This window comes from Demequina subtropica (assembly GCF_000971235.1).
GTDB classification, from domain to species: domain Bacteria; phylum Actinomycetota; class Actinomycetes; order Actinomycetales; family Demequinaceae; genus Demequina; species Demequina subtropica.
In genome coordinates, this window is the sequence record NZ_BBMB01000002.1 from 105,698 (window position 1) to 130,469 (window position 24,772).

The following is a 24,772-nucleotide window of genomic DNA, read 5'->3' on the forward strand; positions in this document are numbered from 1 at the left end:
ATGCGTTCGTCTCGCCTCGCCGTCCTCGCCGCATCGTCCCTCCTGCTCGCCGGCTGCGCCGTGCCGGGCCAGGACGGCGCCCCGGGCGTCGCCCTGCAGACGGACGATGCGACCGTCACCACCGCCGACCTCGACGCGATCGCCGCGGCGTGGGAGGAGGACAGCGATGGCGCGGTGGTCCCCGACCGCCAGGCGCTCGCGACCGCCGAGCTGCTCGGGCCCGGCCTCCTCGCGGCGGCCGCCGAGAACGGCGCCGTGATCAACGAGGGCGTGGCCCGGACCTTCGCGACCGAGTGGCTGCGGTACGTCGGCATCGAGGACCCCGAGCCCAGCGACGCCGTGATCGCATCCACCGAGAACGTGCTCGCGCTCTACGTCGCCACCTACGCCGATACGAACGGCACCATCCTCGAGGCGGCGGTGGCCGAGCTCCCCGAGTCGACGGTGATCTCGCCCCGCCTGGGAGAGCTGGACGCCGACACGCTGGTGACGTCCGCGCAGGGCGCCGTCGGCGACGCCGAGGTGATGGGCCTGGGCAACTACTCGTTCACCGCGTTCATCGACGTCAACGGCTTCACCGCGGGAACCGGCTCCTGGGCGGCGCGTGGCTGACGGGTCCGACCGTCTGGTGGAGGTGATGGACCGCCTCCGCTCGCCGGGTGGCTGCGCGTGGGACGCGGAGCAGACCCACGAGTCTCTCGCCCCCTACGCGCTCGAGGAGGCCCACGAGCTCGTCGAGGCGATCGAGTCCGGCGACCGCGCGCACCTGCGCGAGGAGCTCGGCGACGTGCTGCTCCAGGTGGTGTTCCACGCGCGGGTTGCGCAGGAGCATCCGACCGAGCCGTTCGGCTTCGACGACGTCGCACAGGCGTGCGCGGACAAGCTGGTCGCGCGCCACCCGCACGTCTTCGGCGACGAGGACGCGGGCGACATGGACGAGCACCTGCGTCGCTGGGACCGCATCAAGGCGGAGACGTCGAACCGCGACAGCGCGTTCGACGGCATCCCCGCGACCCTGTCCGCGCTCGCGAGGGCGCAGAAGGTGCTCGGCCGCGCCGAGCGCGCGGGGCTCCCGGCGGACGTCGCCGACGCCCCCGCATCGTCCACCGGCATCGGCGAGGAGCTGCTCGGCCTGGTCGCCCGCGCGCGCGCCGAGGGCGTGGACGCCGAGACCGAGCTGCGCGCCGCCGTCCGCCGCGTCGAGCAGGCCGCCCGCGCGGCGGAGCAGGCACGACGCGGGGACACCGAAGGTTCATCGGCGTAGGACGTACGTCGCTCAGCGCACCCCCGTGCGCATCGTTAGACTCCCAAGAGGTTCATCCATCCAAGCGAAGGAGCATCATGGCCAGCATTGAGGCCGTCGGAGCCCGCGAGATCCTTGACTCGCGCGGCAACCCCACCGTCGAGGTCGAGGTCGCCCTCGAGGACGGCACGTTCGCGCGTGCAGCCGTCCCGTCCGGCGCATCGACCGGTGCGTTCGAGGCAGTCGAGCGCCGCGACGGCGACAAGGGCCGTTACCTGGGCAAGGGCGTCGAGCAGGCCGTGGACGCGGTCATCGACGAGATCGCCCCCGAGGTCGTCGGCCTCGACGCGACCGAGCAGCGCATCATCGACCAGATCATGCTCGACCTCGACGGCACCGACAACAAGGGCAAGCTGGGCGCGAACGCGATCCTCGGCGTCTCGCTCGCGGTGGCGAAGGCGGCGGCCGACTCGGCCGACATCGCCCTGTTCCGCTACGTCGGCGGCCCGAACGCGCACGTCCTGCCGGTCCCGATGATGAACATCCTCAACGGTGGGTCGCACGCCGACTCCAACGTCGACATCCAGGAGTTCATGATCGCCCCCGTCGGCGCCCCCACGTTCCGTGAGGCGCTCCGCACCGGTGCCGAGGTCTACCACTCGCTCAAGTCCGTGCTCAAGGAGCGCGGCCTCGCCACCGGCCTGGGCGACGAGGGCGGCTTCGCGCCGAACCTCGGCTCCAACCGCGAGGCGCTCGACCTGATCCTCGTCGCGATCGAGAAGGCCGGCTTCAAGCCCGGCGAGGACGTCGCGCTCGCGCTCGACGTGGCCGCGACCGAGTTCTTCAAGGACGGCGGCTACCAGTGGGAGGGCGGCGTGAAGACGCCCGAGGAGATGATCGCCTTCTACGAGGGCCTGGTCAACGACTACCCGCTCGTCTCGATCGAGGACCCGCTGTCGGAGGACGAGTGGGCGTCGTGGAGCGACCTCGTCTCGAAGGTCGGCACCAAGACCCAGATCGTCGGCGACGACCTCTTCGTCACCAACCCGGTCCGCCTCAAGCGCGGCATCGACGAGGCCGCGGCGAACGCCCTCCTGGTGAAGCTCAACCAGATCGGCACCCTGTCCGAGACCTCGGACGCCGTGCAGATGGCGCAGCGCGCGGGCTTCGCGGCCATGGTGTCGCACCGCTCGGGCGAGACCGAGGACGTCACCATCGCGGACCTCTCGGTGGCCTACAACGCCGGCCAGATCAAGACCGGTGCGCCCGCCCGCGGCGAGCGCATCAACAAGTACAACCAGCTGCTCCGCATCGAGGAGGAGCTGGACGACGCCGCCAAGTACGCCGGCAAGGCGGCCTTCCCGCGCAGCTACAAGTAAGCAGCGGCGCAAGGCTCAGGACGGGCGCGTCTCCCTCGGGAGGCGCGCCCGTTCCGCATTCCGGGAGGATCTGCGCGACTCGCGGGCGCGACGGTCCGGCGGAGGGCGCGCGACCGGGGACAATAGCGGCGTGACCGACCCGACCCGCCGCCCCCACGCCCCTGGCGTGCGCGGCTCGGCGCGTCCCCGCTCGACCGCCTCCCGCACCGCGCCGTCGACCGGCGGCGTGCGGATCCCCAAGGCGCGCGCCTCGAGCCGTCCCGGCGGTGCGAGCCGCAGCGGCCGGTCGGCGCCCGCGCGCAACCGGATCGAGCCCGTGCAGATCCGCGGCTCCTGGCTCACCGCGGTGTCGGTCCGAGCCTTCGTGCTGGTCGGTGTGGTGGTGCTCGCCGCCGCCGTGGTGCTGCCCTCGCTGCGCGCATACTTCCGCCAGCAGGAGGAGCTCGCCGACCTCCGTGCGGACGCCGTCGCGGCCCAGGACTCGGTCGACGACCTCACGGCGGAGCTCGCGCGCTGGGACGATCCCGCGTACGTCGAGGCCCAGGCGCGTGAGCGCCTCGCGTACGTCTACCCGGGCGAGACCGCGTACCGCGTGATCGACCCCGAGACCGTCGAGGACGCCGTCGAGGGGTCGCAGGCCGCGGAGACGGGCAGCACGCTCGAGGACGACGGCACCTGGTACACGCGCCTGTGGGGATCGGTCGAGGAGGCCGGGGAGGCCCCGGTCGATGCCGGCGTCGATGACGAGGCGGCGGCCCCCGCATCGTCCGAGGGCGACGCCGACTAGACTCGCGGGGTGAACGACACCCCCGCCACCGAGCGCGACGTCGCCGTCCTCGCGGCCCAGCTGGGACGCGAGCCGCGAGGCATCGTGGCCATCGCCGCGCGTTGCGCGTGCGGCAACCCGACCGTGGTGCACACCGCCCCGCGCCTGCCGGACGGCACGCCCTTCCCTACGCAGTACTACCTCACGCACCCGGACGCCGTCGCGGCCGTCTCGACGCTCGAGGCGAACGGCGTCATGAAGACGATGCAGGAGCGGCTGCAGTCGGGCGACGAGCCTGAGCTGGTCGCCGCCTACCGGGCCGCCCACGAGCGCTACCTCGAGGAGCGCTACGCGCTCGGCGACGTCCCCGAGATCCACGGCATCTCGGCGGGCGGCATGCCCGATCGCGTCAAGTGCCTCCACGTGCTCGTGGGTCACGCGCTCGCCGCCGGTCCCGGCGTGAACCCGCTGGGAGACGAGGCGCTCGCGCTCATCTCCGACTCGTTCAGCCCCGACCGTTGCACGTGCGCGGTCGAGATCGACGGATAGTCTCGAGCCATGCGTGTAGCCGCCATCGACTGTGGGACCAACTCGATCCGCCTGCTCGTCGCGGACGTCGACCTCGCCTCCGGCACCCTCACGGATGTGGTGCGCACCATGACCGTGGTGCGCCTGGGGCAGGGCGTGGACCGGACCGGCGAGTTCGCGGAGGAGGCGCTCGAGCGCACGTTCGCGGCGACCGACGAGTACGCGGCGGCGTGCCGGTCGCATGGAGTGGAGGCGATCCGCTTCGTCGCGACCTCCGCGACGCGTGACGCCCGCAACCGGGACGTCTTCCTGTCGGGGATCGAGTCGCGGCTCGGCGTGGTCCCCGAGGTGATCTCCGGTGCCGAGGAGGCCGCGCTGTCCTTCCGCGGTGCGACCGGCGCGCTCGACGCCGCGCACGACGCACCGTTCCTGGTGGTCGACCTGGGCGGCGGGTCCACCGAGGTGGTGCTGGGCGTGGAGCGCCCGGAGTTCGCGCATTCCATGGACGTCGGCTGCGTGCGCATGACCGAGCGCCACCTCGCGGGCGACCCTCCGTCCGACGAGCAGGTCGCGGCGGCCGAGGCCGACGTGCACGATGCGATCGACCTCGCCTTCGCGGGCGTCCCGGTCGAGCGCACCGCCACGCTCGTGGGGCTCGCGGGCACCATCACCACCGTCACGGCGCACGCGCTGGGGCTGCCCGAGTACGACCGCGACGCGATCAACGGCGCGATCATCGACATCGACGACGCCATCCGCGCCTGCGACGAGCTCCTCGCGGCCTCGCGGGCGGAGAAGTCCGCGCTCGGCTTCATGCACCCCGGCCGCGTCGACGTGATCGGTGCGGGCGCGCTGGTGTGGCGCACCGTGATGACTCGTGTCCGCGACTCGGTGGTCGCCGCCGGGGGAGCGTTACCGCACGTGGTGACGAGCGAGCACGACATCCTCGACGGCATCGCGTTCTCGGCGGCCGAGCGGGGCTGACGGGCGCATCGTCCCGCCGCCCCCGTAGCCCAACTGGCAGAGGCAGCCGGCTTAAACCCGGCCCAGTGCGGGTTCGAACCCCGCCGGGGGCACGTACGCTGGTGCGTCATGGCTGCCGGCGCGACTGTTCACACGTTCGACATCACGCTCGCGGACGTGGACCGCGGCGTCTACGAGGACCTGTCGCTGCGCGTCGCGCGTCATCCCTCCGAGACCGCGCTGTTCATGATCACGCGGGTGCTCGCGTACTGCCTCGAGCACGAGGACGGCATCACGTTCTCCGAGGGAATCTCCACCGCCGAGGAGCCTGCCGTCCTGGTGCGCGACCTCACCGGTCTCATCGCGGCGTGGATCGAGGTGGGGCAGCCCGAGGCGGAGCGCCTGCACCGGGGCTCCAGGCTCGCAGACCGTGCCGCGGTGTACACCCAGCACGATCCCGCGAAGGTGCTCGCCCGCTGGGAGGGCAAGAAGATCCATCAGCGCGAGCGCATCACGCTCCACAGCTTCGACCCGGGCTTCATCGAGGCGGCCGCCGGACTGATCGAGCGCCGCAACGCCATGACCGTCTCTGTGACCGAGCGCCACCTGTACCTCGAGCTCAACGGCGCGTCCGTGGACTCCGCGATCCACTCGGTGCCGCTCGGCTGAGCCGCGCCTTCGCACGCGCATCTCTCGCGCAATTGGTGCGGATCGTGTTGATCGGCGGCTTCGTGCGCCGTCAACGCGTGCGGATCGTGTGATCCCGACAGGGAGTGCGGACACGATCAGCACGCGTTGACCCCTCACGCGCCCCGTCATCGACACGATCAGCACGCGTTGCTGCGCCGCGGAGCGCTGGGTTCGTGATGCCGACGACGCCTCCTCACCCCTTGCGCCCTCACTACTCAGTGTTACTATCTAGTGGTAGTCAGCAATACTGAGTAGCCACGGGAGGCCCGCATGGGCAAGCAGATGACGGAGATGCTCAAGGGCACGCTGGAAGGCATCGTCCTGGCGCTCCTCGGCCTCGGCCCGGCCTACGGGTACGAGATCACCGCGAGGCTGCGCGACCAGGGCTTCGCCGACATCGCGGAGGGCACCGTGTACGCGCTGCTGGTCCGCATCGAGCAGCGCGGCCTGGTCGACGTGGAGAAGGTGCCCTCGGAGAAGGGCCCGCCACGCAAGGTGTTCACCCTCAACGCCCAGGGCCGGGAGGCGCTGGACGAGTTCTGGAGCAGCTGGGGCTTCCTCGCCGACCGGCTCGCCCACCTCAAGGCAGAAGGAGAGTAGTCATGTCCTGGATCGAGAAGCTCACGGGCTCGCTGGAGCAGAAGAAGCAGTTCAAGGCCGACAGACGACGCATCGAGGCCCTGCCCGCGCCGTACTCGGAGGCGGCGGCCGCGCTGCTGCGGTACTTCATGTACTACGGCGGCGTCACGGACGGCGACACGATGATCACCATGGTCGGCGACCTCGCGGACCTCTGGGAGCGCGCGGCCGCGGACGGGACCCCCGTGCGCGACATCGTCGGCGCCGACCCGGTGGACTTCGCCGAGACGTTCGCCGAGGCCTACACGGGCCGTCGCTGGATCGACAAGGAGCGCGCGCGGCTGGTCGAGGCGATGGACCGCGCCGCGGGGGACGCGACATGACCGCGCCGGCCATCGCGGTGGGCGGGCTGCGCCACAGCTACGGCGACCTCGACGTGCTCGAGGGAGTCGACCTCGAGGTCGCTCCCGGCACCATCCACGCCCTGCTGGGATCCAACGGAGCCGGCAAGACCACCCTGATCCGCATCCTCAGCACCTTGCTGAAGGCCGATGCGGGCGAGGCCCGGGTGGCGGGGCACGACGTCGCCTCCGCGCCCGCCGAGGTCCGCGCGGCGATCAGCCTCACGGGCCAGCACTCCGCCGTCGACGACGTGCTGAGCGGGCGCGAGAACCTCGTGCTGATCGCGCGCCTGCGGCGCGTCCCCGATCCGGGGGCGGTCGCCGATGCGCTGCTCGCGCGGTTCGGCCTCACCGAGGCGGGAGCGCGGCGCGCCAGCACCTACTCGGGAGGCATGCGGAGGCGCCTCGACATCGCGATGAGCCTCATCGGCGATCCGCGGGTGATCTTCCTCGACGAGCCCACCACCGGGCTGGACCCGGAGGCCCGTCGCGAGGTGTGGGCCGCCGTGCGCGCGCTCGCCGACGGCGGCACCACCGTGCTGCTCACCACGCAGACCCTGGACGAGGCGGAGCACCTCGCCGACCGCATCGCGATCCTCCACGAGGGCCGCATCATCGTCGACGGCACGCTGGCGGAGCTCAAGGCGCTCATCCCCGCGCCGACCGTCGAGTACGTCGAGAAGCAGCCGAGCCTCGAGGAGGTCTTCCTCGCGGTGGTCGGCGCCAAGGAGATGCCATGACCGCCATCGCCGACACCGCGATCCTCACCGGCCGCTCGCTGCGCCACATCACGCGCAGCCCGGACACCATCATCACCACCGCGCTTATGCCGATCGCGTTCCTGCTGCTGTTCGTCTACGTGCTGGGCGGCGCGATCGACGCCGGCGCGGACCGCTACGCGACCTACCTGCTGCCGGGCATCCTGGTCATCACGATCGCGTCGAGCGTCTCGTACACCGCGTTCCGGCTGTTCGTGGACCTCCAGGGCGGGATCTTCGAGCGCTTCCACTCGATGCCCGTCGCTCGGCCCGCGGTGCTGTGGGCCCACGTGCTGACGTCGCTGGTGGCGACGCTCGTCTCGCTCGGCGTGGTGGTCCTCGCCGCGCTCGCGATGGGCTTCCGCTCGAGCGCCGGCCTCGGCGCATGGCTCGCGACCGCGGGCATCCTCGCCTTCCTCACGCTCGCGCTCACGTGGCTCGCGATCCTGCCGGGCCTCACCGCCACGACGGTCGAGGGCGCGAGCGCGTTCGCGTACCCGCTCATCCTGCTGCCCTTCGTGAGCTCCGCCTTCGTGCCGACGGAGACGATGCCGGGACCGGTGCGCTGGTTCGCCGAGAACCAGCCCGTCACGGCGGTCGTCGACTCGGTGCGCGCGCTGCTGGCCGGCGAGCCGGTGGGAGCGGACCTCGCGGTCGCGCTCGCCTGGATCGCGGGCATCCTCGTCGTGGCGTACGCCCTGGCGAAGGCGGCCTATCGTCGGCGGATCGGCTAGGCGGGCTTGGAGGCGTCGAGGGGCAGCGCCCGGACGGCGGCCCCCGCGATCCACCTGGAGGTCGCGGCGACGTCGCCGAACGCGTAGACGTGCAGGTGCACCTCGCCGTGGTGCGCGAGGTCGAGCCGCCCCGCCAGGTCGGCCACGAACCTGTCGGGCGTGGCCGTGCCCATGAGGTTGGTGAGAGAGAAGCCGTACTTGCGCACGATGCCCGCGCTGGACCCGACCCCGCATCGTCGCGCGAAGGCGAGCAGGCGCCCGACCCCCGCCGGGCCCGGGACACCCACGCGGATCGGCGCGATCACACCCGCCTCGCGTACCCCCGAGATCCAGGCGACCACCGCATCGGCGTCGAAGGAGAACTGCGAGGTGACCGTCGCGGCCATGCCCTGCTCCGCGATCGCGGCGGTCTTGGCGGCGAGCGCTTCCCACAGCTCGGCCTCGGGGATCGCCGGATGGCCCTCGGGGTAGCCGGCGATGCCGACCTCGCGCACGCCGTGGTCCGCGAGCAGACCCGAGCGGATCAGGTCGAGCGCGGAGGAGTACGGACCCGCGGGCGTGCGCGGGTCCCCGCCGATCACGAACACGCGCTCGTGGGCGCCGTGCTCGCGCAGCCCCGCGAGCGCGTCGCGGACCTGGTCCGCGTCCGCGAAACGCCGCGCGGACAGGTGGGGGACCGGCACCAGGCCCGCCGCCCCGACCGCGGCTGCGGCGTCGAGCCGGTCCTGCGCGGTCTCCGTTCCCAGGTGCGTGATGCTCACCCGCGTGCCTGCGGCGAGGCCCGCGCGGGCGAGCGCGGTGCGGTCGCGTGCGGTGACCTCGACGGAGAGGTCATGGAGCAATGCGGTGGTCCGGTGCAACGACGGGCCCCCTTCGGTCCGTTGAAGCAGGAGAGCGAGACCATTCTACGGCGGGTCTCCCGCGCGGGTTCAGAGGATCGCCGTGAGCTCCTCGCTCGCCGCCGCGCGCACGGCCTCGCGGGCCTCGGGCGCGGATGGCGCGTCCCGCGCGAGCACCGCGAGCGCACGGCACTCGTCGAGGCTGTGAAGCGACAGCGCGAACCGCACCGCCGCGACCTTCTTGGGGGCCATCGACAGGCTCGACACGCCCAGACCGGCGAGCACCAGCGCGAGGAAGGGATCGCCCGCGGACTCGCCGCACACGCCCACCGGCTTGCCGGTCTCGGCCCCACCGTCGCACGCCGCCGCGACCACGTCGAGCACCGCCGGCTGCCACGGATCCAGCAGATCGGACAGCTCGCCCTCCATGCGGTCCGCGGCCATCGTGTACTGCGCAAGATCGTTGGTGCCGAGCGAGCCGAAGTCGACCTCCGCGAGCACGTGCCGCGACCGCAGCGCGGCCGCCGGCACCTCGATCATCACGCCCGACTTCGGCAGCCCCGCCGCCGCGACCCGCGAGGCGAACCAGGCGGCCTCCTCGGCCGTCGCGACCATGGGCGCCATCACGCGGACGTCCGCGCCGGTCTCCCGCGCGGCGAGGGCCAGCGCCTCCAGCTGCGAGTCGATGAGCTCCGGCTTCGCCTGGCACAGCCGCAGCCCGCGGCGTCCGAGCGCGGGGTTCTCCTCCTCGCCCAGGCTCGCGAAGGCGAGCGGCTTGTCGGCACCCGCGTCGAGCGTACGGACCACCACGCGACGGGTCCCGAACGGCTCCAGCACCTTGCGGTACACCTCGGCCTGCTCCTCCACGCTGGGCAGCGCGGCCGCGGAGAGGTACAGGAACTCGGTGCGGAACAGGCCGACGCCCTCGACGTCCTGCGCGCCGGCCGCGACCGCATCGTCCACCCCGCCGATGTTCGCGAGCAGGGCGACGGCGTGGCCATCGTTGGTGGCGCCCGGTCCGGACACGCCGGCGAGCGCGGCGGCGCGCCGTTCGCGGCGCTCGCGCTGCGCCTCGAGGAGCGCCATGTCGGGGTCGAGCGTGACCTCGCCCGCCTCGCCGTCGACGGCGACCGTGGTGCCGGCCGGGATGTCCGTGGCGCCGTGCACCTGGACCACCGCCGGGATGCCCATCTGCGCCGCGAGGATCGCGGTGTGCGACGTGCGCCCGCCCGCGGCGGTGACGATGCCCACCACGTGCGCGCGGTCGAGCGTCGCGGTCTCCGCTGGCGCGAGGTCCACGGCCACGATGACGGACGGCCCGTCGAGCGGCGGAACTCCGGGCGACGGCACCCCGAGCACATGCGCGATCGCGCGGTCGCCCACGTCCTTGAGGTCCGCGACGCGCTCGGCGAAGTATCCGCCGAGTGCCTCGAACTGCGCCGCGTACTCCGCGACGGCCGCCTCGATCGCGTGGGCGGGGCCGAGCCCGGCGGCGATGTGCTTGCCCGCGGCCTTCGCGAGGCCCTTGTCGCGAGCGATCATCGCGGTGGCCTTGAGGATCGGCTTGGCGTGCTCGTCGGCCGCCTCGACGCGCGCGTCGAGGTCGACAGCGACGGCAGCGAGCGACTCCAGCACCTGCGAGGTGGCCGCGTCCGGATCGTCCGGCGCGGGCTCGTCGGCCGGGGGCCGGACCGGCGGCGCGACCTGCACCACCGGCCCGACCGCCGTGCCGGGGCTGACGCCGACGCCGTGACGGGTGTCGCCGGACATGTCAGCCCTCCTCGGCATCCAGGTCGCGCGACAGGAGCGCGACCAGGGACTCGAGGGCGGCGTCCGCGCCGTCGCCCTCGGCGGTGAGGATCACCTCCTCGCCGTGCTTGGCGCCCAGGGCCATGACGCCCAGGATGCTGGTGGCGTCGACGGCGTCCTCGCCGGCCCGGCCGATCTCGACGTCGAGCCCGGTCTCCTGGGCCGCCTCCACGAAGAGGGCGGCGGGGCGGGCGTGAAGCCCGACGGACGATGCGATGGTGACGGTGCGCTGAGACATGGTGGTTCTCCTTCGAACAGGGGGTTCAGACGGTCGCGACCGCGTCGACGGTCGCGAGCTTCTTGTCGCGGGACTTGAGGGTGACCACGATCGCGGTCATGAGCAGCACGCCGGCCGCGAGGGCGACCAGGAACCACAGGAAGCCGCCCATGAGGGGCAGGACCCAGATGCCGCCGTGCGGTGCGCGCAGGGTCACGCCGAACACCATGATCAGACCGCCGGTGAGGGCCGAGCCGATCACGGAGGAGACGATGACGCGGACCGGGTCGGCCGCCGCGAACGGGATCGCTCCCTCGGAGATGAACGAGGCGCCGAGGAGCCACGCAGCCTTGCCGTTCTCCCGCTCGGGCTCCGAGAAGAGCCTCGGGCGGACGGTGGTGGCGAGCGCCATGGCGAGCGGGGCGACCATGCCGGCGCCCATGACGGCCGCCATGATGGTGAGCGCGGTCGAGTCGGTCGCGGTCCCGGCGGCCGCCAGCCCTGCGGTGCCGAAGAAGTAGGCGACCTTGTTGACCGGGCCGCCCAGGTCGAAGCCCATCATCGCGCCGAGCACCACGCCGAGGATGAAGGCGCTGCCGCCCTGGAGGCCGGTGAGCCACTCGTTGAGGCCGTCGGAGAGCGCGGTGATGGGGCGTCCCAGGAGCGTGATGAACAGGCCCACGCTGATGAGGCTCGACAGCAGCGGGATGACCACCACCGGCATCACGCCGCGCACGCCCTTGTGGACCTTCCACGAGGCGATCCACTTGGCGACCAGGCCGCCGAGCAGACCGGTGACGATGCCGCCCAGGAAGCCGGCACCCATCCCTTAGGCGACGGAGCCGCCCACGATGCCGGGCACCAGCCCCGGTCGGTCGGCGATCGCGAAGGCGATGAAGCCCGACAGGATCGGGACCAGGAAGCCGAACGCCGCGCCGCCGATGACGAACAGCAGGGCAGCCCACGCGGTCAGCGAGGTGAAGTCGAAGTTCTGCGCGAGGTTGTACGGGTCGACCTCGGTGACGCTCGGGTCGACGTAGCTCGCGTGGTAATTGGTGATCTCGATCGCGCCGTTCTCCCCGAGCGCGAACTGCGCGAGCATGAAGGACAGAGCGATGAGGATGCCGCCCGCCGCGACGAACGGGATCATGTAGCTCACGCCCGTCATCAGCCACTGGCGCAGGCGGGTGCCGAGCCCGGCCTCCTTGTCGACCTTGGTCGCCAGCCCGGACGATGCGGAGGGTGCCGCGGCCTCGGCGTGCGGGTTGGTCTTCCACTCGGAGGACATCGCGACCGCTTGGGCGATCAGCGCGGGACCGTCGGAGATGGCCTTCTTCACGCCGACGTCGACGATGGGCTTGCCGGAGAAGCGCTCGGCGCTGCGCACCTCGACGTCGTGGGCGAAGATCACGGCATCGGCCGCGGCGATCTCCTCCGCCGTGAGCGGTGTCGCGCCTGCGGAGCCCTGCGTCTCGACCTTCATGGTGTGGCCCGCGTCCTTGGCAGCCCGCTCGAGCGCCTCGGCCGCCATGTAGGTGTGCGCGATGCCGGTGGGGCAGGACGTGACGCCCACGAGCGTGAGGCCGGACGATGCGGCGCGAACCGGCGCCGGCGCGACGGGCTCGGGCGCGGGCTCGGGGGCCTCGGCCGCCGGGGTCGGAACCGGCGGCGGCGAGACGACGACGTCCCCCACCTCCGCCTCGACGATCGCGACGACCTCGTCCGCGGTGGTCGCGGAGCGGAGCGCGCCCGTGAACTCCTTCTTCATGAGCGCCTTGGCCAGCCGCGGCAGCACCTTCATGTGCGCCTCTCCGGCGCCCTCGGGCGCGGCGATGAGGAACACGAGCGAGGCGGGGCCGTCCTTCGCGCCCCAGTCGATCCCGTCGGTGCGGGCGAAGGCGAGCGTCGGCTCGGTGATGGCGGCGCTGCGCGCGTGAGGGATGGCGATGCCGCCCGGGAGCCCGGTGGCCATCGTCTCCTCGCGCTTGCGGACATCCGCGACGAAGGCCTCGACGTCCGTGCAGCGCCCCGAGGCGACAAGTGTTCCGGCCAGCGCGCGTGTGGCCGCGTGGCGGTCCTCCGCGGCGAGGTCGAGGATGACCTGATCAGCGGTGATCAGTGACATGGGGGTGTTCCTTTCGGGGTCAGCGCTGACCGAGGGCCAGGCCTGCAGGGGGCGTGCGCGAGAGCTGCACGGTGATGCCGCGGAGGTCCGCGGGGGAGGGGACCCGGCTGCCGGGAAGGGTCACGGCAGCGGAGCCCCAGAGGACGCCCTCGGCGAGGGCGTCGGCGGGGGGCAGGCCTCGGGTGAGGCCGTGGAGGAGGCCGGCGAGCATGCAGTCGCCGGCTCCGACGGTCGAGACGGGCGCCGGGATCGACGCGCGTGCATGGATGGCGTGGGTCGCGTCGACGAGCAGGGCGCCGTCGCCGCCGAGGCTCACCACCACGGTCCGCACGCCCACGGCGACCAGGTCGCCCGCGGCGATCTGGACGTCGCCGAGGGTGGGGAGTGCGCGGCCGACCAGCTCGCACAGCTCCTCGTGGTTGGGCTTGATGAGGTCCGGGCGTGCCTCCACCGCCTCGGCGAGCGGCGCGCCGGAGCTGTCGATGGCGACGCGGGCGTCCCTGGCGCGGGCGTGCGCGATGAGGTCGCTGTAGAGAGAGTCGGGGGCGCCGGGAGGGAGGCTGCCGCACCCGACCACCCACGCCGCTCCGCGTGCGCTCGCGGACGTCGCGTCGAGGAGGGCATCGACCTCCGCGGCCGAGAGCTCGGGTCCGGGCTCGTTGAGCTTGGTCGTGGTGCCGTCGGGCTCGAGCACCGAGATGTTCATCCGGGCGCTGCCGGCCACGGGAACCGGGCGGTGGGCCACCCCGGCGGCGGTGAGCAGCTCCTCGAGCAGGTGGCCCTCGGGGCCGCCGACGGGGAGGACCGCGACGGCGTCCCCGCCCTGCGCGGTGATGGCTCGTGCGACGTTGACGCCCTTGCCTCCCGCGTCGACCCGCACCTCGGCGGCGCGGTTGACCTCGCCGCGCTCGAGCGCGGCGAGCGTGATGGCGCGGTCGACGCTCGGGTTGGGGGTGAGGGTGACGATCATGCCGCCACGACCTCGGTGCCGGCCGCGCGGAGCTCGTCCGCGACGTCGTTCGCGAGCTCGGCGTCGGTGACGATGAGGTCCACCTCGTCGAGAGCGGCGAAGCGGTGCAGATGGTCGTCGCCGGCCTTCGACGAGTCGGCGGCGACGACGACGCGCCGTGCGGCCTTGACCATCGCGCGCTTCACGCGCGCCTCGTCCTGGTCCGGGGTGGTGAGACCCCGCGCCGCGGAGAAGCCGTTGGTGCCCACGACCGCGACGTCGGCGACGATGCCGGCGAGCGCATCGGTCGCCCAGTCGCCCACCGCGGCGGCGGTGACGCCGCGGACGCGGCCGCCGAGCACGTAGAGCGAGATGCCCGGCCGGGTCGACAGGGCGCTCGCGGCGGGAAGCGAGTCGGTGATGACCGTGAGGTCGATGTCGACGGGGAGCGCGTCGACGAGCGCCTGCGTGGTCGAGCCGGCGTCGAGGATGACGGTGCCGCCCGCCGGCAGCTCGGCGAGGACGCGCGACGCGATGCGGCGCTTGACGTCGGGACGCAGGGTCGAGCGCGAGGCGAGCGTGGGCTCGAGCTCGAACCGCTCGACGGGGATCGCGCCGCCGTGGACCCGGCGCAGCGATCCGCGCCGCTCGAGAACCGTGAGGTCGCGGCGGATGGTCTCGGTGGTGACCGCCAGCGCCTCGGCGAGCGAGGCGACCTCGACGCGGCCCGCGGTGCGCGCCTCCGCAAGGATGCGCTGCTGTCGCTCCGTCGCGTACATGGATGACTCCTTTGTCCGGATTTCCACATAAAAACACAGAAACAAAGGGATTGCAACAGGAACAAAGAAAAACGGGCGCCCCTCCCCTCCGACACTGCGAACGGATCTCGCCGCGACACGCCGCGCCGCCCCGCGCATCGTGCGCTCCGCGGCGGCGTGTCGGGCTCCACTCCGTTGTGGCTGTCAGGAGGGGAGGGGTGGGAGCGCTGGCGGTGCCTGGCGCGTTGTCCCCACGACGGCCCCGCCGCCGCGCGATGGCGCGTGTCTAGACTGGGGCGGTCATCCACTGAGGAGGAAACGTGGCAAGTCCGGTGTTCAGCAACGCCCAGGAGTTCAAGGCCGACCCGCTGCTGGCGGATCAGCCCAGCGCAGCCGACCTGGAGCGCCAGTACCAGGCGCCGTCCGCGGCGCCGGGCTACGTGGTCACGGAGCGGATGAGCTATCAGGGCGTCATCAACAAGACCGCCGGCCTCGGCATCGTCACGCTGGGCCTGGGAGCAGCGACGTACGTGTACGTCGCGCAGCAGCCCTCGGCGCTGCTGTTCGCGTTCGGCGCGGGCATCCTCGCGATGATCGTCGGCCTCGTCGCCGCCTTCAAGCGGACCCCCGGGCCCGCGCTCGTGGCCACGTACGCGGCGGCCGAGGGCGTGTTCCTCGGCGCGATCACCGTCGCCATCGAGACCTGGGCGGACGTGCCCGGCGCGGGCGTGCAGGCGCTGCTCGCGACCGGCCTCACGTTCATGATCTGCCTGTGGCTGTACCGCTCGGGCAAGGTCCGCTACACCGCGAAGCTCAACAAGATCTTCATGATCGGCGCGATCTCGTACCTCGCGTTCAGCCTGGTCAACCTGGGCTACATGATCTTCAGCGACTCGAACCAGATGTTCGGCCTCTACTCGGTCGAGATCGCCGGCATCGGCGTCCCGCTCGGCGCGATCATCGGCCTGGTGGCGATCCTGCTCGCGTGCATCTCGCTCATCGGCGACTTCGACTTCATCGACAACGGCGTGAAGCGCGGCCTCGACAAGAAGATCGAGTGGAAGGCCGCGTTCGGCCTCATCGTGACGCTCGTGTGGCTCTACACCGAGTTCCTGCGTCTCATCGCGATCTTCTCCGGTCGCGACTGATCCCGGCGTCCACGAAGGCCCCCGACCTCACGGTCGGGGGCCTTCGTCGTCCTCGGCCGCGACGGGTCACGCGGTCCGCGCGTGCGGCCGGGCGAGCTCCGCGCGCGTCGCTCCGTCGCGGCGGCGGGGGAAGAGCCCGATCATCGCCACGATGAACACCAGCGGCATGTAGGAGGCCGTGGACACCTGCGACAGCGCGACCACGCCGCTCGCGACGGTCGCGATCGCCGCGATCCAGTCGATCGCCTGGACGCCGATCATCGCGACGATCCACGAGCGATGGCGGAAGGGGTCCCGGATCGCGAGCGCGAGGCCGTAGGCGAAGCCCAGGGCGCGGGCGCTGAAGAGGGCGAAGAGGAACGCCGTCCACGCGGGTGCGGCGGGGAGGTCGAGCATCTCGGCGAATCTCGCCGGGGCCGCGAGCAGGAGGACGGCGAAGAAGAGTTGGAAGGCGATCACCACGGTGAGCGTGATGCGGAGCAGCAGGGTGCGCATGGTCGGACCTCTCGTCGGTGGTGTCGCCGTCGGTCGGCGACAGCACCACTGTCGCCGGATCGCTTCACTTGCGGAAGTACGCACTTATGATGAAAGTAGTATCCAGAAGGGAAGTTAGGCCGTGGGTGCACCCGGATGTCCCATCGAGCGCGCCGTGCGCGTGCTCGACGGCAAGTGGACGCTGCTGATCCTGCGGGAGCTGTTCGACGGCAAGCGAAGGTTCGGCGAGCTGCTCGCCTCGCTCCCCGGCGCGAGCCCCAAGACGCTGACCGACCGCCTGCGGGCCCTCGAGGCGCACGGGGTCGTCGCGCGCGAGGTCTTCCCCGAGATCCCGCCGCGCGTCGAGTACAGCCTCACGCCGCTTGGGCGCACGCTCGCCCCCGTCATCGACGCGCTGCGTGCGTGGGGCGAGGCCAACCCCGGAGCCGGCGGTGCCGTGCGCGTTCCCGAGGCCACGCGCGCACGCCCGTGACGCGACGAGGCCCCGACCCGGAGGTCGGGGCCCCGTCCGCGGTGCGCCGCTAGGAGAAGCTCACCTGGCAGAAGCCGTGGTTGCAGTAGCCGCCAGGATTCTTGTGCAGGTAGCCCTGGTGGTAGTCCTCGGCGTAGTAGAACGTGCCGTCGCCCGCCTGGTCCGCGCGCGCGATCTGCGTGGTGATCGCGCCGTAACCCTGCTCCGTGAGGCGGGCCTGGTAGCGCTCGCGCGAGGCCTCGGCGGCCTCGAGCTGGGCGTCCGTGGTCGCGAAGATCGCGCTGCGGTACTGCGTGCCGATGTCCCCGCCCTGGCGGTTGGCCGTGGTCGGGTCGTGGTTCTCCCAGAACGCGGCCAGCAGGGTGTCCAGCGACACGGCCGCGGGGTCGTAGACCACCTGGACGGTCTCCGTGTGACCCGTGAGCGAGGTGCACGTCTCCTGGTAGTTGGGGTTGCGTGTCCAGCCGCCCATGTAGCCGGCGGCGGTCACGTGCACGCCGGGGATCTGCCAGAAGATGCGCTCCGCACCCCAGAAGCAGCCCATCCCGACGTAGAGGACCTCGTGGCCCTCGGGCCAGGGACCCTTGAGGTCCGTGCCAAGCACCACGTGCTTGTCCGCGATCTGCATCTCCGCGTCCCGGCCCGAGAGGGCCTGGTCCGGCTTGATCATCACGGTCTTGTCGATTCCGAGCATCCGTTGCTCCCTTCCGCTGAGACGAACGCCGATGCGCCCCGCCGTGTTCCTCACGTCCCCGGGCCCGGGCGCGCCGACGGCTAGGCTCCGAAGCATGGCAGATGAGCCCGGTCCCCTGGACACCGACGAAGCGCCTGCCGACGTCGCGTCCGAGTACGTGCCGCTGTGGCTGCGCGTCACCGCCGCATGGTCGTGGCGTCTCATCATCGTCGGCATCATCGCGTACGTCATGTTCGCGGGCTTCACCAACTTCGCGTCCATCATCCTGCCGCTCGCCATCGCCATGCTGATCGCAGCGCCCCTCGAGCAGGCGGTGAGCAGGCTCGAGAAGTGGCACGTCCCCCGCGCGCTCGGCGCAGCGCTCGCGATCCTCGCGCTTGTCACGGTGGTGCTCGGTCTTGCGGTCGCGGCCGGCAGCTCGATCGTGGCGGGCTTCGGCGACCTCCAGGAGGCGGCCGTCAAGGGCTTCGACCAGTTCCTCGACTGGCTCGTGGACGGTCCCGTGCACCTGTCCCGCGAGCAGATCGACGACATGCTCGGCAACGTCCAGAAGACGGTGCAGGACAATGCGTGGGGCGTGGCGACAGGCGCCTTCTCCGTGACAGGGACCATCGGATCGCTCTTCGCCGGCTCGATCGTCGCCCTGTTCTCGCTGTTCTTCTTCATGAAGGACGGCCGGAAGCTGTGGCTGTGGTTCGTGGGGCTCGTTCCCCGGTCCCGGAGCGAGCGCGTCGACAACGCCGGCATGACCGCGTGGCTCACGCTGCGGCGCTACACCGAGACGAGCGTGTTCGTCGCGTTCATCGATGCCGTCGGCATCGGCACCGGCGCATGGATCCTGGGGCTCCCGCTCGCGTTCCCCATCGCGATCTTCGTGTTCCTGCTGTCCTTCATCCCGCTGTTCGGCGCGACCCTGTCCGGCGCGATCGCGGTCCTCGTCGGCCTGTTCGACGGCGGCTGGCCCACGGCGCTGTGGATGCTCGCGATCGTGCTGCTGGTCCAGCAGATCGAGGGCAACGTGCTGTACCCGTGGCTGTTCGGCAAGGCCGCCTCGCTGCATCCGCTGGTGATCCTGCTGACGGTCTCCATGGGCACCCTGCTGCTGGGCCTCATCGGCGCCGTCATCGCCGTCCCGATCGTGTCCTTCGTCTATGCGTTCGGCCGCTCGCTCCACGCCCAGATGACGGCGGAGGCGGAGGTGCCTCCCGACACGGGCGCGGTGCTCACCGAGCATCCACGCGAGGCGATCAAGCGTGCGCGCGAGGCGATCGCCAAGACCGGCGAGATCCGCGTACGCCGCCGCCACCCCGAGGGTCACGACGACAGCGGGGACGATGCGCCGCACACCTGAGCGGCGGTCGCGCCTACACTCCTGAGGTGCGCTGCGCCTACTACGACTCGGGGGTGTGCCGCTCGTGCACCCTCATCGAGACGGCGCATGACGTCCAGGTCGCGGACAAGCAGGCGCACCTCGAGGCGCTGCTGAGCGAGGCTATCGGCGAGCGCGCGGGCGGCATCGCCTGGGAGGCGCCGCTCATGAGCGCCGAGCAGGGCTTCCGCACCAAGGCGAAGATGGTGGTGGGCGGCACGATGGACGCCCCGACCATCGGCATCCTGGACGATGCGGGCCACGGCGTCGACCTGCGCGGGTGCCCGCTCTATCCCGAGCCTCTGGCCGCATCGTTCCCCGTGCTCGCGCGCTTCGTTCAGGTGGCGCGGCTCGAGCCCTACGACGTCCCGGCGCGTCGCGGCGAGCTCAAGAACGTCATCGTCACCCTCGCGCCGAACGGCGAGCTGATGGCCCGCCTGGTGCTGCGCTCGACCGAGGCGCTCACCCGCATCCAGAAGCACCTGCCGTGGCTCCTCGACGAGCTCCCGAGCCTCGCCGTGGTGACCGCCAACATCCTTCCCGAGCACAAGGCCGTGGTCGAAGGGGAGCGGGAGATCGTGCTCACCGAGCGCGCGTCGCTCGCGATGGAGATGGGCGAGGTGGTCCTCCACCTGCGCCCGCAGAGCTTCTTCCAGACCAACACAGCGATCGCGCGCGAGCTCTACGCGCAGGTGGCCGGCTGGGTGGACGATGCCGCGCCCACCACCGTGTGGGACCTCTACTGCGGCGTGGGCGGCTTCGCGCTGCACTGCCTGGCGGGCGGCCGGGCCGTCGTGGGCGTCGAGGTGAGCGAGCAGGCGATCGAGAGCGCGCGGCTCAGCGCCGAGGAGCTCGGGCGCGCCGGGCGCGAGGGCGCGGACGATGCGGTGTTCGTCGCCGCGGATGCGACCGCCTGGGCGCTCGCGCAGGAGCTGGTGCCCGACGTCGTGATCGTGAACCCGCCGCGGCGGGGGATCGGGGCGGAGCTCGCGGGGTGGCTTGAGGCGTCCGGGGCCGGGACCGTGGTCTACTCGAGCTGCAACGCGGTCACGCTCGCCAAGGACCTGGCGGCGATGCCGTCGCTGCGACCCGTGCGCGGGCGGCTGCTCGACATGTTCCCCCATACCTCGCACTACGAGGCCGTGGTGCTGCTCCAGCGAGGCTGAGACGCGACGATGCCCCCGGGGTCCTTCCCGAGGGCATCGTCGAAGCGTGCGAGGGTGTCAGCCGTTGAACGGCTCCGCGGCGACCACCTTGACGGAGATCTCCTTGCCGTTGGGCGCCACGTAGGACGTCTCATCGCCGGCGACGTGGCCGAGCAGCGCGGCGCCCAGCGGGGACTCGGCGCTGAAGACGTCGAGGTCGGTGCCCTCGGCGATCTCGCGCGAGCCGACCAGGAACTTCATCTCGCGGCCCATGACCTCGGCGGTCACCACGGTGCCCGCGGCGATGGTGCCGGAGAACTGGACCTCGCCCACCTGGGCGGTCTCGAGCTTGCGGCGCAGCTCCTGGATGCGGGCCTCCATCTTGGCCTGCTCGTCGCGGGCCGCGTGGTAGCCGCCGTTCTCCTTGAGGTCGCCCTCCTGGCGGCGCTCGTCGATCTCCTTGGCGATCTCGACGCGGCCGACGTTCACCAGGTGGTCGTACTCGGCCTGGAGCCGGTCGAAGGCCTCCTGGGTCAGCCAGGTTCCAGTGGTCTCGGTCACGGTGCTACCTCCTCATGTGACAAGGTGCGCCACCTTACCAAGCCCGTGCAAGCCCGCCCAAGCCGGCACCGCGTCGTGCCGGACGGCTCACTCCACGGGGACGCAGTACTGGACCTGCGCCGTGGTGGCCTCCTCGGTGGTGGTGATGGTGGCCTCGAGCCGCTGCTGGCGGCCGTCGGCGAAAGCGATGCGCTGCGTGGTGACGCCGATCTCCGTGAAGCGCGGGTTGAGGGCGCGCAGCGCGCAGTCGACGTCGACGTCGTCGTAGAGGTAGACGTCGTAGGTCAGGGTGATCTCGGTCGGGGAGACCACGGAGAAGCCCACGTCCTTCCAGTGCACCTCCTCGTGCGAGGCGACGAAGGCGTACCACGCGGTCGCGCCCACGAGCACGGCGAGGCCGCCGATGACGAGCGCCCACGTCCGTCGGCTGAGCTGGGGGAGGGCGCCGTCGCGCTCGTGGGGTTCCGCGGTGGTCATGATGAGGCAGGATAGTCCGGTCAGAGAGGCGGACATGGATTCCAACTTCACCGGCGGCCCGGGCTTCCTCGCCTTCGTCGCCACGTTCGCGCTCGTCGGCGCGACCATCCTGCTCATGCGCTCGCTCAGCAAGCACCTGCGCAAGATGCGTGTGCAGCAGGCGCGCGAGGAGGCCGAGGCGCGCGCGGACGATGCTGTGGCGGCCCCGCCGGAGGCCGGACCGTCAGGCGACGGCGAAGGCAGCGAGGGAAGCGGCGACGAAGTGGCAGGCGAAGCCGGCGATCGTTAGCGCGTGGAAGATCTCGTGGAAGCCGAAGTACTTCTGGGATCCACGGGGCCACTTGGTGCCGTAGATGATCGCGCCGACGGTGTAGCAGAGCCCGCCGACGATGATGAGGACCACCACCGCCATCCCGCCGGCCTCGTAGAACGGCTTGATGAAGCCGATCGCGACCCAGCCGAGCGCGATGTAGATCGGGACGTACATCCACCGGGGCGCGCCGAGCCACAGCACGCGGAACAGCAGGCCGAGCAGCGCGCCGCCCCAGACGACGCCCAGCACCCACACGCTGGTCGGCGGCTCGAGGAGCAGCACCGTCAGCGGCGTGTACGTGCCGGCGATGATGAGGAAGATGTTCGCGTGATCCATGCGGCGCAGCACCGCGCGGGTCCTGTCCGACCAGTTGCCGCGGTGGTACACCGCCGAGGTCCCGAACAGCATCACCGCGGTCAGGGTGAAGATCGCGAAGGACACCCTTCCGGCGAGCGTGGGCGCGATGGCGGTGAGGGCCAGCCCTGCGATGAGCGCGAGCGGCGCCGCGCCGAGGTGAAGCCACCCGCGCATGAGCGGCTTACCAGGGACGGGGAGATTCTCGACCATGAACCTACGATACCGTAGGTTATGGCGCCGGGGTACGGTTGTTGCAGCCGTTGCCGCTAAGTCAGAAGGATGTCGATGGGCCTGAGCGCGCTCCTGTACGGGACGTATGAGAAGCGCCTCGCGCGCGAGCTCAAGCGGACCGCATCGTCGCCTCGGCACATCGGGGTCATCCTCGACGGCAACCGTCGCTGGGCGAAGCAGAGCGGCAACTCGGCCTCGCACGGGCATCAACGGGGCGCCGACAAGATCACCGAGGTGCTCGAGTGGTCGCAGGACGCGGGCGTCGAGGTGGTGACGCTGTGGATGCTGTCCACGGACAACCTCGCGCGGGACCCGAAGGAGCTCGCGCCGCTCCTCGAGATCATCGCCACCGCGATCGAGCGGCTCGCCGACGACGGCCGCTGGCGCCTGCGCCACGTCGGCGACGCGTCGCTGCTGCCGGAGGCGACCTCGGCGCGGATCGCGGCGGCGGTGGACCGCTCCGCCGGCGCCGAGGGGCTCCACGTCAACGTCGCGGTCGGGTACGGCGGCCGTCATGAGATCGCCGAGGCGGTCCGCAGCTTCCTCAAGGCGGGCGTCGAGGCCGGGCACTCGCTCGAGGAGGTGGCGGAGAGCTTCTCGGTCGAGCACATCGCCGACCATCTCTACACGAAGGGTCAGCCGGACCCTGAGCTGGTGATCCGCACGTCGGGCGAGCAGCGCCTGGGCGGGTTCCTGCTGTGGCAGAGCGCGCACTCGGAGTTCTACTTCTGCGAGGCGTACTGGCCCGACTTCCGGCGCATCGACTTCCTGCGCGCGTTGCGCGACTTCTCCCAGCGCGAGCGTCGCCTCGGCCGGTAGCCGCAGCAGCAGCGGCTCCGCCACACGCACGGGGTGCGCCTCGCCCCGTGTCGCGGCGTGTCGCGCGCGACACGCCGCCCGCGGCGTCGAGAGGCGGCGCAACCGTGTGGCGGGGCGGTGGCGGGCATCGTCGCTGGTCCGTCCCTGCGGGGTGGCGAACCGGACACGCCCGAGCGCGGGACGAGAGTTACATCTATGTGAACTTTCCGCGGCGTGTCTCCCGCGAGGCAGGGGAACGGGCGTAGCGTCGGGACCGTGGTAGCACAACGCCGTCACATCGGACCGATGTCGACGTAACCGAACGCCGTAGGGCGATCGGCGCCCTGCGGCCAGACCGCTGGGAGCCCTGTTGACCACCATGCCTCGCTCCGTCCCCGCCACCGCGATCGAGAACGCCGAGTCCACGGACGTGCGCACGTTCGTCCTCGACACCTCGGTCCTGCTCTCGGATCCGCGCGCGATGAAGCGCTTCGCCGAGCACGCGGTGGTCCTGCCCGTGGTCGTCATCACGGAGCTCGAGGCGAAACGGCACCACCCGGAGCTCGGCTACTTCGCGCGATCCGCCCTGCGCATGCTCGACGACCTCCGCGTCCTTCACGGCAAGCTCGACGAGCCGGTCGCGGTGAACGAGGTCGGCGGCACCCTGCGCGTCGAGCTCAACCACACGGACCAGGAGGTGCTGCCCTCGGGCTTCCGCCTGGGCGACAACGACACGCGGATCCTCGCGGTCGCGGCCAACCTGGCCGCCGAGGGCGAGTCCGTGGTGGTCGTCTCCAAGGACCTGCCGATGCGCGTCAAGGCCTCGGCCCTGGGCATCGAGGCGGAGGAGTACCGCGCGGAGCTCGCGGTCGAGTCCGGCTGGACCGGCATGCGTGAGATCCAGATCAGCGACGAGCAGATGTCGTCGCTGTGGGAGCACGAGTCGCTTCCCGCACCCGACCCGGCGCTGTCCGGTGAGAACCTCGCGGACCTCCCGGTGCACACGGGCCTGGTCATCCACGGGGCCCGCGGCAGCGCGCTCGGCCGCGTCACCGAGGACGGCTCGGTGCGCCTGGTGCGCGGCGACCAGGAGGTGTTCGGGATCCACGGCCGCAGCGCCGAGCAGCGGATCGCGATCGACCTCCTGCTCGACGAGTCGATCGGCATCGTGTCCATGGGCGGTCGCGCGGGCACCGGCAAGAGCGCCCTCGCGCTGTGCGCGGGCCTCGAGGCGGTGATGGAGCGCCGCCTCCACAAGAAGATCATGGTGTTCCGCCCGCTGTACGCGGTCGGAGGCCAGGACCTCGGCTACCTGCCGGGCGACGCGGGCGAGAAGATGAACCCGTGGGCGCAGGCGGTCTTCGACACGCTCGGCGCGATGGTGAGCTCCGAGGTGGTCGAGGAGGTGATGGCGCGCGGGATGCTCGAGGTGCTCCCGCTCACGCACATCCGCGGCCGCAGCCTTCACGACGCCTTCGTGATCGTGGATGAGGCCCAGTCGCTCGAGCGCAACGTCCTCCTCACCATGCTCAGCCGCATCGGCCAGGACTCGCGCGTGGTCCTCACCCACGACGTCGCGCAGCGCGACAACCTGCGTGTGGGCCGCCACGACGGCATCGCGGCGGTGATCGAGGCGCTCAAGGGCCACCCGCTCTTCGCGCACGTCACGCTCGAGCGCTCCGAGCGCTCCGCGGTGGCGGCGCTGGTGACCGACATGCTGGAGCGGCTCGACCTCTGACCCGGCCCCCGCGCCCCGAACGTGGACGGCGGACGATGCGTGAGCATCGTCCGCCGTCCACGTGGGCCCCGCCACCACCTGGGTCGGGACACTCACCACTCCTCGATCTCGTCGGGTGCCGTCTCGCGGGACATTCACCTCCGCGCCGTTGCGATCGCCGGAGGTCAATGTCCCGCGAGACGGGGCCCTCACGGATTCAGGAGTGGTGAGTGTCCCGACCGGCACCAGGGCGGGGG

Annotated in this window: 28 protein-coding genes, 1 tRNA gene and 1 pseudogene; 19 read left to right on the forward strand and 11 right to left on the reverse strand. The window is 71.7% G+C overall.

The annotated features are described in order from the left end of the window. The 12 genes from AOM06_RS01755 to AOM06_RS01810 all read left to right on the forward strand — a co-directional run bounded on the left by AOM06_RS01755 (position 1) and on the right by AOM06_RS01810 (position 8,041). Entirely contained in the window at positions 1-612 is a 612-nt protein-coding gene (locus AOM06_RS01755) for a hypothetical protein (RefSeq protein ID WP_156163539.1), read from the forward strand. After that, complete coding sequence (locus tag AOM06_RS01760) at positions 605-1,264, forward strand: nucleoside triphosphate pyrophosphohydrolase (RefSeq protein WP_228372814.1); 660 nt, start codon at positions 605-607, stop codon at positions 1,262-1,264. Before AOM06_RS01755 ends, AOM06_RS01760 begins: the two co-directional genes overlap by 8 nt. Positions 1,265-1,341: 77 nt before the next feature. Further along, positions 1,342-2,622, forward strand: coding sequence for a phosphopyruvate hydratase (gene eno / locus AOM06_RS01765; protein ID WP_062301814.1), 1,281 nt, complete (start codon positions 1,342-1,344; stop codon positions 2,620-2,622). Between the two features lie 130 nt (positions 2,623-2,752). Beyond that, positions 2,753-3,409: an FtsB family cell division protein gene (locus tag AOM06_RS01770; protein ID WP_228372815.1), complete on the forward strand. Its 657-nt coding sequence runs from the start codon at positions 2,753-2,755 to the stop codon at positions 3,407-3,409. 9 nt (positions 3,410-3,418) lie between these two features. Continuing rightward, positions 3,419-3,937, forward strand: a complete 519-nt coding sequence (locus AOM06_RS01775) for a DUF501 domain-containing protein (RefSeq protein WP_062301815.1) — start codon at positions 3,419-3,421, stop codon at positions 3,935-3,937. Between the two features lie 9 nt (positions 3,938-3,946). After that, positions 3,947-4,900 (forward strand): Ppx/GppA phosphatase family protein, encoded by a 954-nt coding sequence (locus AOM06_RS01780; RefSeq protein ID WP_062301818.1) that lies wholly within the window; start codon positions 3,947-3,949, stop codon positions 4,898-4,900. An 18-nt stretch (positions 4,901-4,918) separates the two neighbouring features. Continuing rightward, a tRNA-Leu gene (locus AOM06_RS01785) sits at positions 4,919-4,992 on the forward strand. 16 nt (positions 4,993-5,008) lie between these two features. Next, positions 5,009-5,548, forward strand: coding sequence for a YaeQ family protein (locus tag AOM06_RS01790; RefSeq protein ID WP_062301822.1), 540 nt, complete (start codon positions 5,009-5,011; stop codon positions 5,546-5,548). A 291-nt stretch (positions 5,549-5,839) separates the two neighbouring features. After that, entirely contained in the window at positions 5,840-6,169 is a 330-nt protein-coding gene (locus tag AOM06_RS01795) for a PadR family transcriptional regulator (protein WP_062301825.1), read from the forward strand. 2 nt (positions 6,170-6,171) lie between these two features. After that, entirely contained in the window at positions 6,172-6,531 is a 360-nt protein-coding gene (locus tag AOM06_RS01800; RefSeq protein ID WP_062301828.1) for a DUF1048 domain-containing protein, read from the forward strand. Further along, entirely contained in the window at positions 6,528-7,289 is a 762-nt protein-coding gene (locus AOM06_RS01805; protein ID WP_062301831.1) for an ABC transporter ATP-binding protein, read from the forward strand. Before AOM06_RS01800 ends, AOM06_RS01805 begins: the two co-directional genes overlap by 4 nt. Then, the gene (locus AOM06_RS01810; RefSeq protein ID WP_062301834.1) at positions 7,286-8,041 is read left to right on the forward strand and encodes an ABC transporter permease; all 756 of its coding nucleotides are present in this window, start codon (positions 7,286-7,288) and stop codon (positions 8,039-8,041) included. The genes AOM06_RS01805 and AOM06_RS01810 overlap by 4 nt, the downstream gene beginning before the upstream one ends. Here AOM06_RS01810 and AOM06_RS01815 read toward each other — a convergent pair. The 6 genes and pseudogenes from AOM06_RS01815 to AOM06_RS01840 form a co-directional block, all read right to left on the reverse strand. After that, a complete protein-coding gene (locus AOM06_RS01815; protein ID WP_062301837.1) occupies positions 8,038-8,901 on the reverse strand; it encodes a methylenetetrahydrofolate reductase in 864 nt (287 codons plus the stop codon). The two genes, AOM06_RS01810 and AOM06_RS01815, sit on opposite strands and share 4 nt — an antisense overlap. Positions 8,902-8,970: 69 nt before the next feature. Then, positions 8,971-10,650, reverse strand: coding sequence for a phosphoenolpyruvate--protein phosphotransferase (gene ptsP, locus AOM06_RS01820; RefSeq protein ID WP_062301840.1), 1,680 nt, complete (start codon positions 10,648-10,650; stop codon positions 8,971-8,973). A gap of 1 nt (position 10,651) precedes the next feature. Next, a complete protein-coding gene (locus tag AOM06_RS01825) occupies positions 10,652-10,927 on the reverse strand; it encodes an HPr family phosphocarrier protein (protein ID WP_062301844.1) in 276 nt (91 codons plus the stop codon). Positions 10,928-10,952: 25 nt separating this feature from the next. Continuing rightward, positions 10,953-13,031 (reverse strand): annotated as a pseudogene (locus AOM06_RS15215) (PTS fructose transporter subunit IIABC). Between the two features lie 19 nt (positions 13,032-13,050). After that, positions 13,051-14,001: a 1-phosphofructokinase gene (gene pfkB / locus AOM06_RS01835; RefSeq protein ID WP_062301848.1), complete on the reverse strand. Its 951-nt coding sequence runs from the start codon at positions 13,999-14,001 to the stop codon at positions 13,051-13,053. Continuing rightward, the gene (locus AOM06_RS01840) at positions 13,998-14,759 is read right to left on the reverse strand and encodes a DeoR/GlpR family DNA-binding transcription regulator (RefSeq protein WP_062301852.1); all 762 of its coding nucleotides are present in this window, start codon (positions 14,757-14,759) and stop codon (positions 13,998-14,000) included. The genes pfkB and AOM06_RS01840 overlap by 4 nt, the downstream gene beginning before the upstream one ends. A 299-nt stretch (positions 14,760-15,058) precedes the next feature. On the opposite strand from AOM06_RS01840, the gene AOM06_RS01845 reads away from it, so the two are divergent. Next, the gene (locus AOM06_RS01845; protein WP_082105230.1) at positions 15,059-15,886 is read left to right on the forward strand and encodes a Bax inhibitor-1/YccA family protein; all 828 of its coding nucleotides are present in this window, start codon (positions 15,059-15,061) and stop codon (positions 15,884-15,886) included. Positions 15,887-15,952: 66 nt separating this feature from the next. On the opposite strand, the gene AOM06_RS01850 is transcribed toward AOM06_RS01845, so the two are convergent. Further along, a complete protein-coding gene (locus AOM06_RS01850) occupies positions 15,953-16,381 on the reverse strand; it encodes a hypothetical protein (protein ID WP_062301859.1) in 429 nt (142 codons plus the stop codon). Between the two features lie 121 nt (positions 16,382-16,502). On the opposite strand from AOM06_RS01850, the gene AOM06_RS01855 reads away from it, so the two are divergent. Further along, positions 16,503-16,853, forward strand: coding sequence for a winged helix-turn-helix transcriptional regulator (locus AOM06_RS01855; RefSeq protein ID WP_062301861.1), 351 nt, complete (start codon positions 16,503-16,505; stop codon positions 16,851-16,853). 49 nt (positions 16,854-16,902) lie between these two features. On the opposite strand, the gene msrA is transcribed toward AOM06_RS01855, so the two are convergent. Continuing rightward, entirely contained in the window at positions 16,903-17,547 is a 645-nt protein-coding gene (gene msrA, locus AOM06_RS01860; RefSeq protein WP_062301864.1) for a peptide-methionine (S)-S-oxide reductase MsrA, read from the reverse strand. Between the two features lie 94 nt (positions 17,548-17,641). On the opposite strand from msrA, the gene AOM06_RS01865 reads away from it, so the two are divergent. Both AOM06_RS01865 and rlmC read left to right on the forward strand, forming a co-directional pair. Next, positions 17,642-18,898 carry an AI-2E family transporter gene (locus tag AOM06_RS01865; RefSeq protein ID WP_169747706.1) on the forward strand — a complete coding sequence of 419 codons (1,257 nt, stop codon included), beginning with the start codon at positions 17,642-17,644 and terminating at the stop codon, positions 18,896-18,898. A 26-nt stretch (positions 18,899-18,924) separates the two neighbouring features. After that, positions 18,925-20,082 (forward strand): 23S rRNA (uracil(747)-C(5))-methyltransferase RlmC, encoded by a 1,158-nt coding sequence (gene rlmC, locus AOM06_RS01870; RefSeq protein WP_062301869.1) that lies wholly within the window; start codon positions 18,925-18,927, stop codon positions 20,080-20,082. A 57-nt stretch (positions 20,083-20,139) separates the two neighbouring features. Here rlmC and greA read toward each other — a convergent pair whose 3' ends face one another. Together greA and AOM06_RS01880 are read right to left on the reverse strand one after the other, a co-directional pair. Next, the gene (greA, locus tag AOM06_RS01875; protein ID WP_062301871.1) at positions 20,140-20,622 is read right to left on the reverse strand and encodes a transcription elongation factor GreA; all 483 of its coding nucleotides are present in this window, start codon (positions 20,620-20,622) and stop codon (positions 20,140-20,142) included. 87 nt (positions 20,623-20,709) lie between these two features. Then, complete coding sequence (locus AOM06_RS01880) at positions 20,710-21,099, reverse strand: DUF4307 domain-containing protein (protein ID WP_062301874.1); 390 nt, start codon at positions 21,097-21,099, stop codon at positions 20,710-20,712. Here AOM06_RS01880 and AOM06_RS14895 point away from each other — a divergent pair. Then, complete coding sequence (locus AOM06_RS14895) at positions 21,092-21,388, forward strand: hypothetical protein (protein ID WP_169747707.1); 297 nt, start codon at positions 21,092-21,094, stop codon at positions 21,386-21,388. The two genes, AOM06_RS01880 and AOM06_RS14895, sit on opposite strands and share 8 nt — an antisense overlap. On the opposite strand, the gene trhA is transcribed toward AOM06_RS14895, so the two are convergent. Then, on the reverse strand, positions 21,323-21,979 hold the full coding sequence (gene trhA / locus AOM06_RS01890) for a PAQR family membrane homeostasis protein TrhA (RefSeq protein WP_062301879.1): 657 nt from the start codon (positions 21,977-21,979) through the stop codon (positions 21,323-21,325). The genes AOM06_RS14895 and trhA overlap by 66 nt on opposite strands. 75 nt (positions 21,980-22,054) lie before the next feature. Between trhA and AOM06_RS01895 the strand changes: the two genes are divergently transcribed. Together AOM06_RS01895 and phoH2 are read left to right on the forward strand one after the other, a co-directional pair. Beyond that, positions 22,055-22,819 carry an isoprenyl transferase gene (locus AOM06_RS01895; protein WP_062301882.1) on the forward strand — a complete coding sequence of 255 codons (765 nt, stop codon included), beginning with the start codon at positions 22,055-22,057 and terminating at the stop codon, positions 22,817-22,819. Between the two features lie 358 nt (positions 22,820-23,177). Further along, positions 23,178-24,536 carry an RNA 5'-3' helicase PhoH2 gene (gene phoH2, locus AOM06_RS01900; protein ID WP_062302239.1) on the forward strand — a complete coding sequence of 453 codons (1,359 nt, stop codon included), beginning with the start codon at positions 23,178-23,180 and terminating at the stop codon, positions 24,534-24,536. The last annotated feature ends 236 nt before the right edge of the window (positions 24,537-24,772 follow it).

What these genes read in the sequence shown, in the direction of transcription:
- AOM06_RS01825 (WP_062301844.1), bottom strand. Translation starts at nt 10,927, where the DNA reads ATGTCTCAGCGCACCGTCACCATCGCATCGTCCGTCGGGCTTCACGCC.
- AOM06_RS01880 (WP_062301874.1), bottom strand. Translation starts at nt 21,099, where the DNA reads ATGACCACCGCGGAACCCCACGAGCGCGACGGCGCCCTCCCCCAGCTC.
- AOM06_RS01780 (WP_062301818.1), top strand. Translation starts at nt 3,947, where the DNA reads ATGCGTGTAGCCGCCATCGACTGTGGGACCAACTCGATCCGCCTGCTC.
- AOM06_RS01840 (WP_062301852.1), bottom strand. Translation starts at nt 14,759, where the DNA reads ATGTACGCGACGGAGCGACAGCAGCGCATCCTTGCGGAGGCGCGCACC.
- trhA (WP_062301879.1), bottom strand. Translation starts at nt 21,979, where the DNA reads ATGGTCGAGAATCTCCCCGTCCCTGGTAAGCCGCTCATGCGCGGGTGG.
- pfkB (WP_062301848.1), bottom strand. Translation starts at nt 14,001, where the DNA reads ATGATCGTCACCCTCACCCCCAACCCGAGCGTCGACCGCGCCATCACG.
- AOM06_RS01895 (WP_062301882.1), top strand. Translation starts at nt 22,055, where the DNA reads ATGGGCCTGAGCGCGCTCCTGTACGGGACGTATGAGAAGCGCCTCGCG.
- AOM06_RS01850 (WP_062301859.1), bottom strand. Translation starts at nt 16,381, where the DNA reads ATGCGCACCCTGCTGCTCCGCATCACGCTCACCGTGGTGATCGCCTTC.
- AOM06_RS01755 (WP_156163539.1), top strand. Translation starts at nt 1, where the DNA reads ATGCGTTCGTCTCGCCTCGCCGTCCTCGCCGCATCGTCCCTCCTGCTC.
- ptsP (WP_062301840.1), bottom strand. Translation starts at nt 10,650, where the DNA reads ATGTCCGGCGACACCCGTCACGGCGTCGGCGTCAGCCCCGGCACGGCG.
- AOM06_RS01790 (WP_062301822.1), top strand. Translation starts at nt 5,009, where the DNA reads ATGGCTGCCGGCGCGACTGTTCACACGTTCGACATCACGCTCGCGGAC.
- AOM06_RS01805 (WP_062301831.1), top strand. Translation starts at nt 6,528, where the DNA reads ATGACCGCGCCGGCCATCGCGGTGGGCGGGCTGCGCCACAGCTACGGC.
- phoH2 (WP_062302239.1), top strand. Translation starts at nt 23,178, where the DNA reads ATGCCTCGCTCCGTCCCCGCCACCGCGATCGAGAACGCCGAGTCCACG.
- AOM06_RS01795 (WP_062301825.1), top strand. Translation starts at nt 5,840, where the DNA reads ATGGGCAAGCAGATGACGGAGATGCTCAAGGGCACGCTGGAAGGCATC.
- AOM06_RS01865 (WP_169747706.1), top strand. Translation starts at nt 17,642, where the DNA reads ATGGCAGATGAGCCCGGTCCCCTGGACACCGACGAAGCGCCTGCCGAC.
- msrA (WP_062301864.1), bottom strand. Translation starts at nt 17,547, where the DNA reads ATGCTCGGAATCGACAAGACCGTGATGATCAAGCCGGACCAGGCCCTC.
- AOM06_RS01800 (WP_062301828.1), top strand. Translation starts at nt 6,172, where the DNA reads ATGTCCTGGATCGAGAAGCTCACGGGCTCGCTGGAGCAGAAGAAGCAG.
- AOM06_RS01810 (WP_062301834.1), top strand. Translation starts at nt 7,286, where the DNA reads ATGACCGCCATCGCCGACACCGCGATCCTCACCGGCCGCTCGCTGCGC.
- eno (WP_062301814.1), top strand. Translation starts at nt 1,342, where the DNA reads ATGGCCAGCATTGAGGCCGTCGGAGCCCGCGAGATCCTTGACTCGCGC.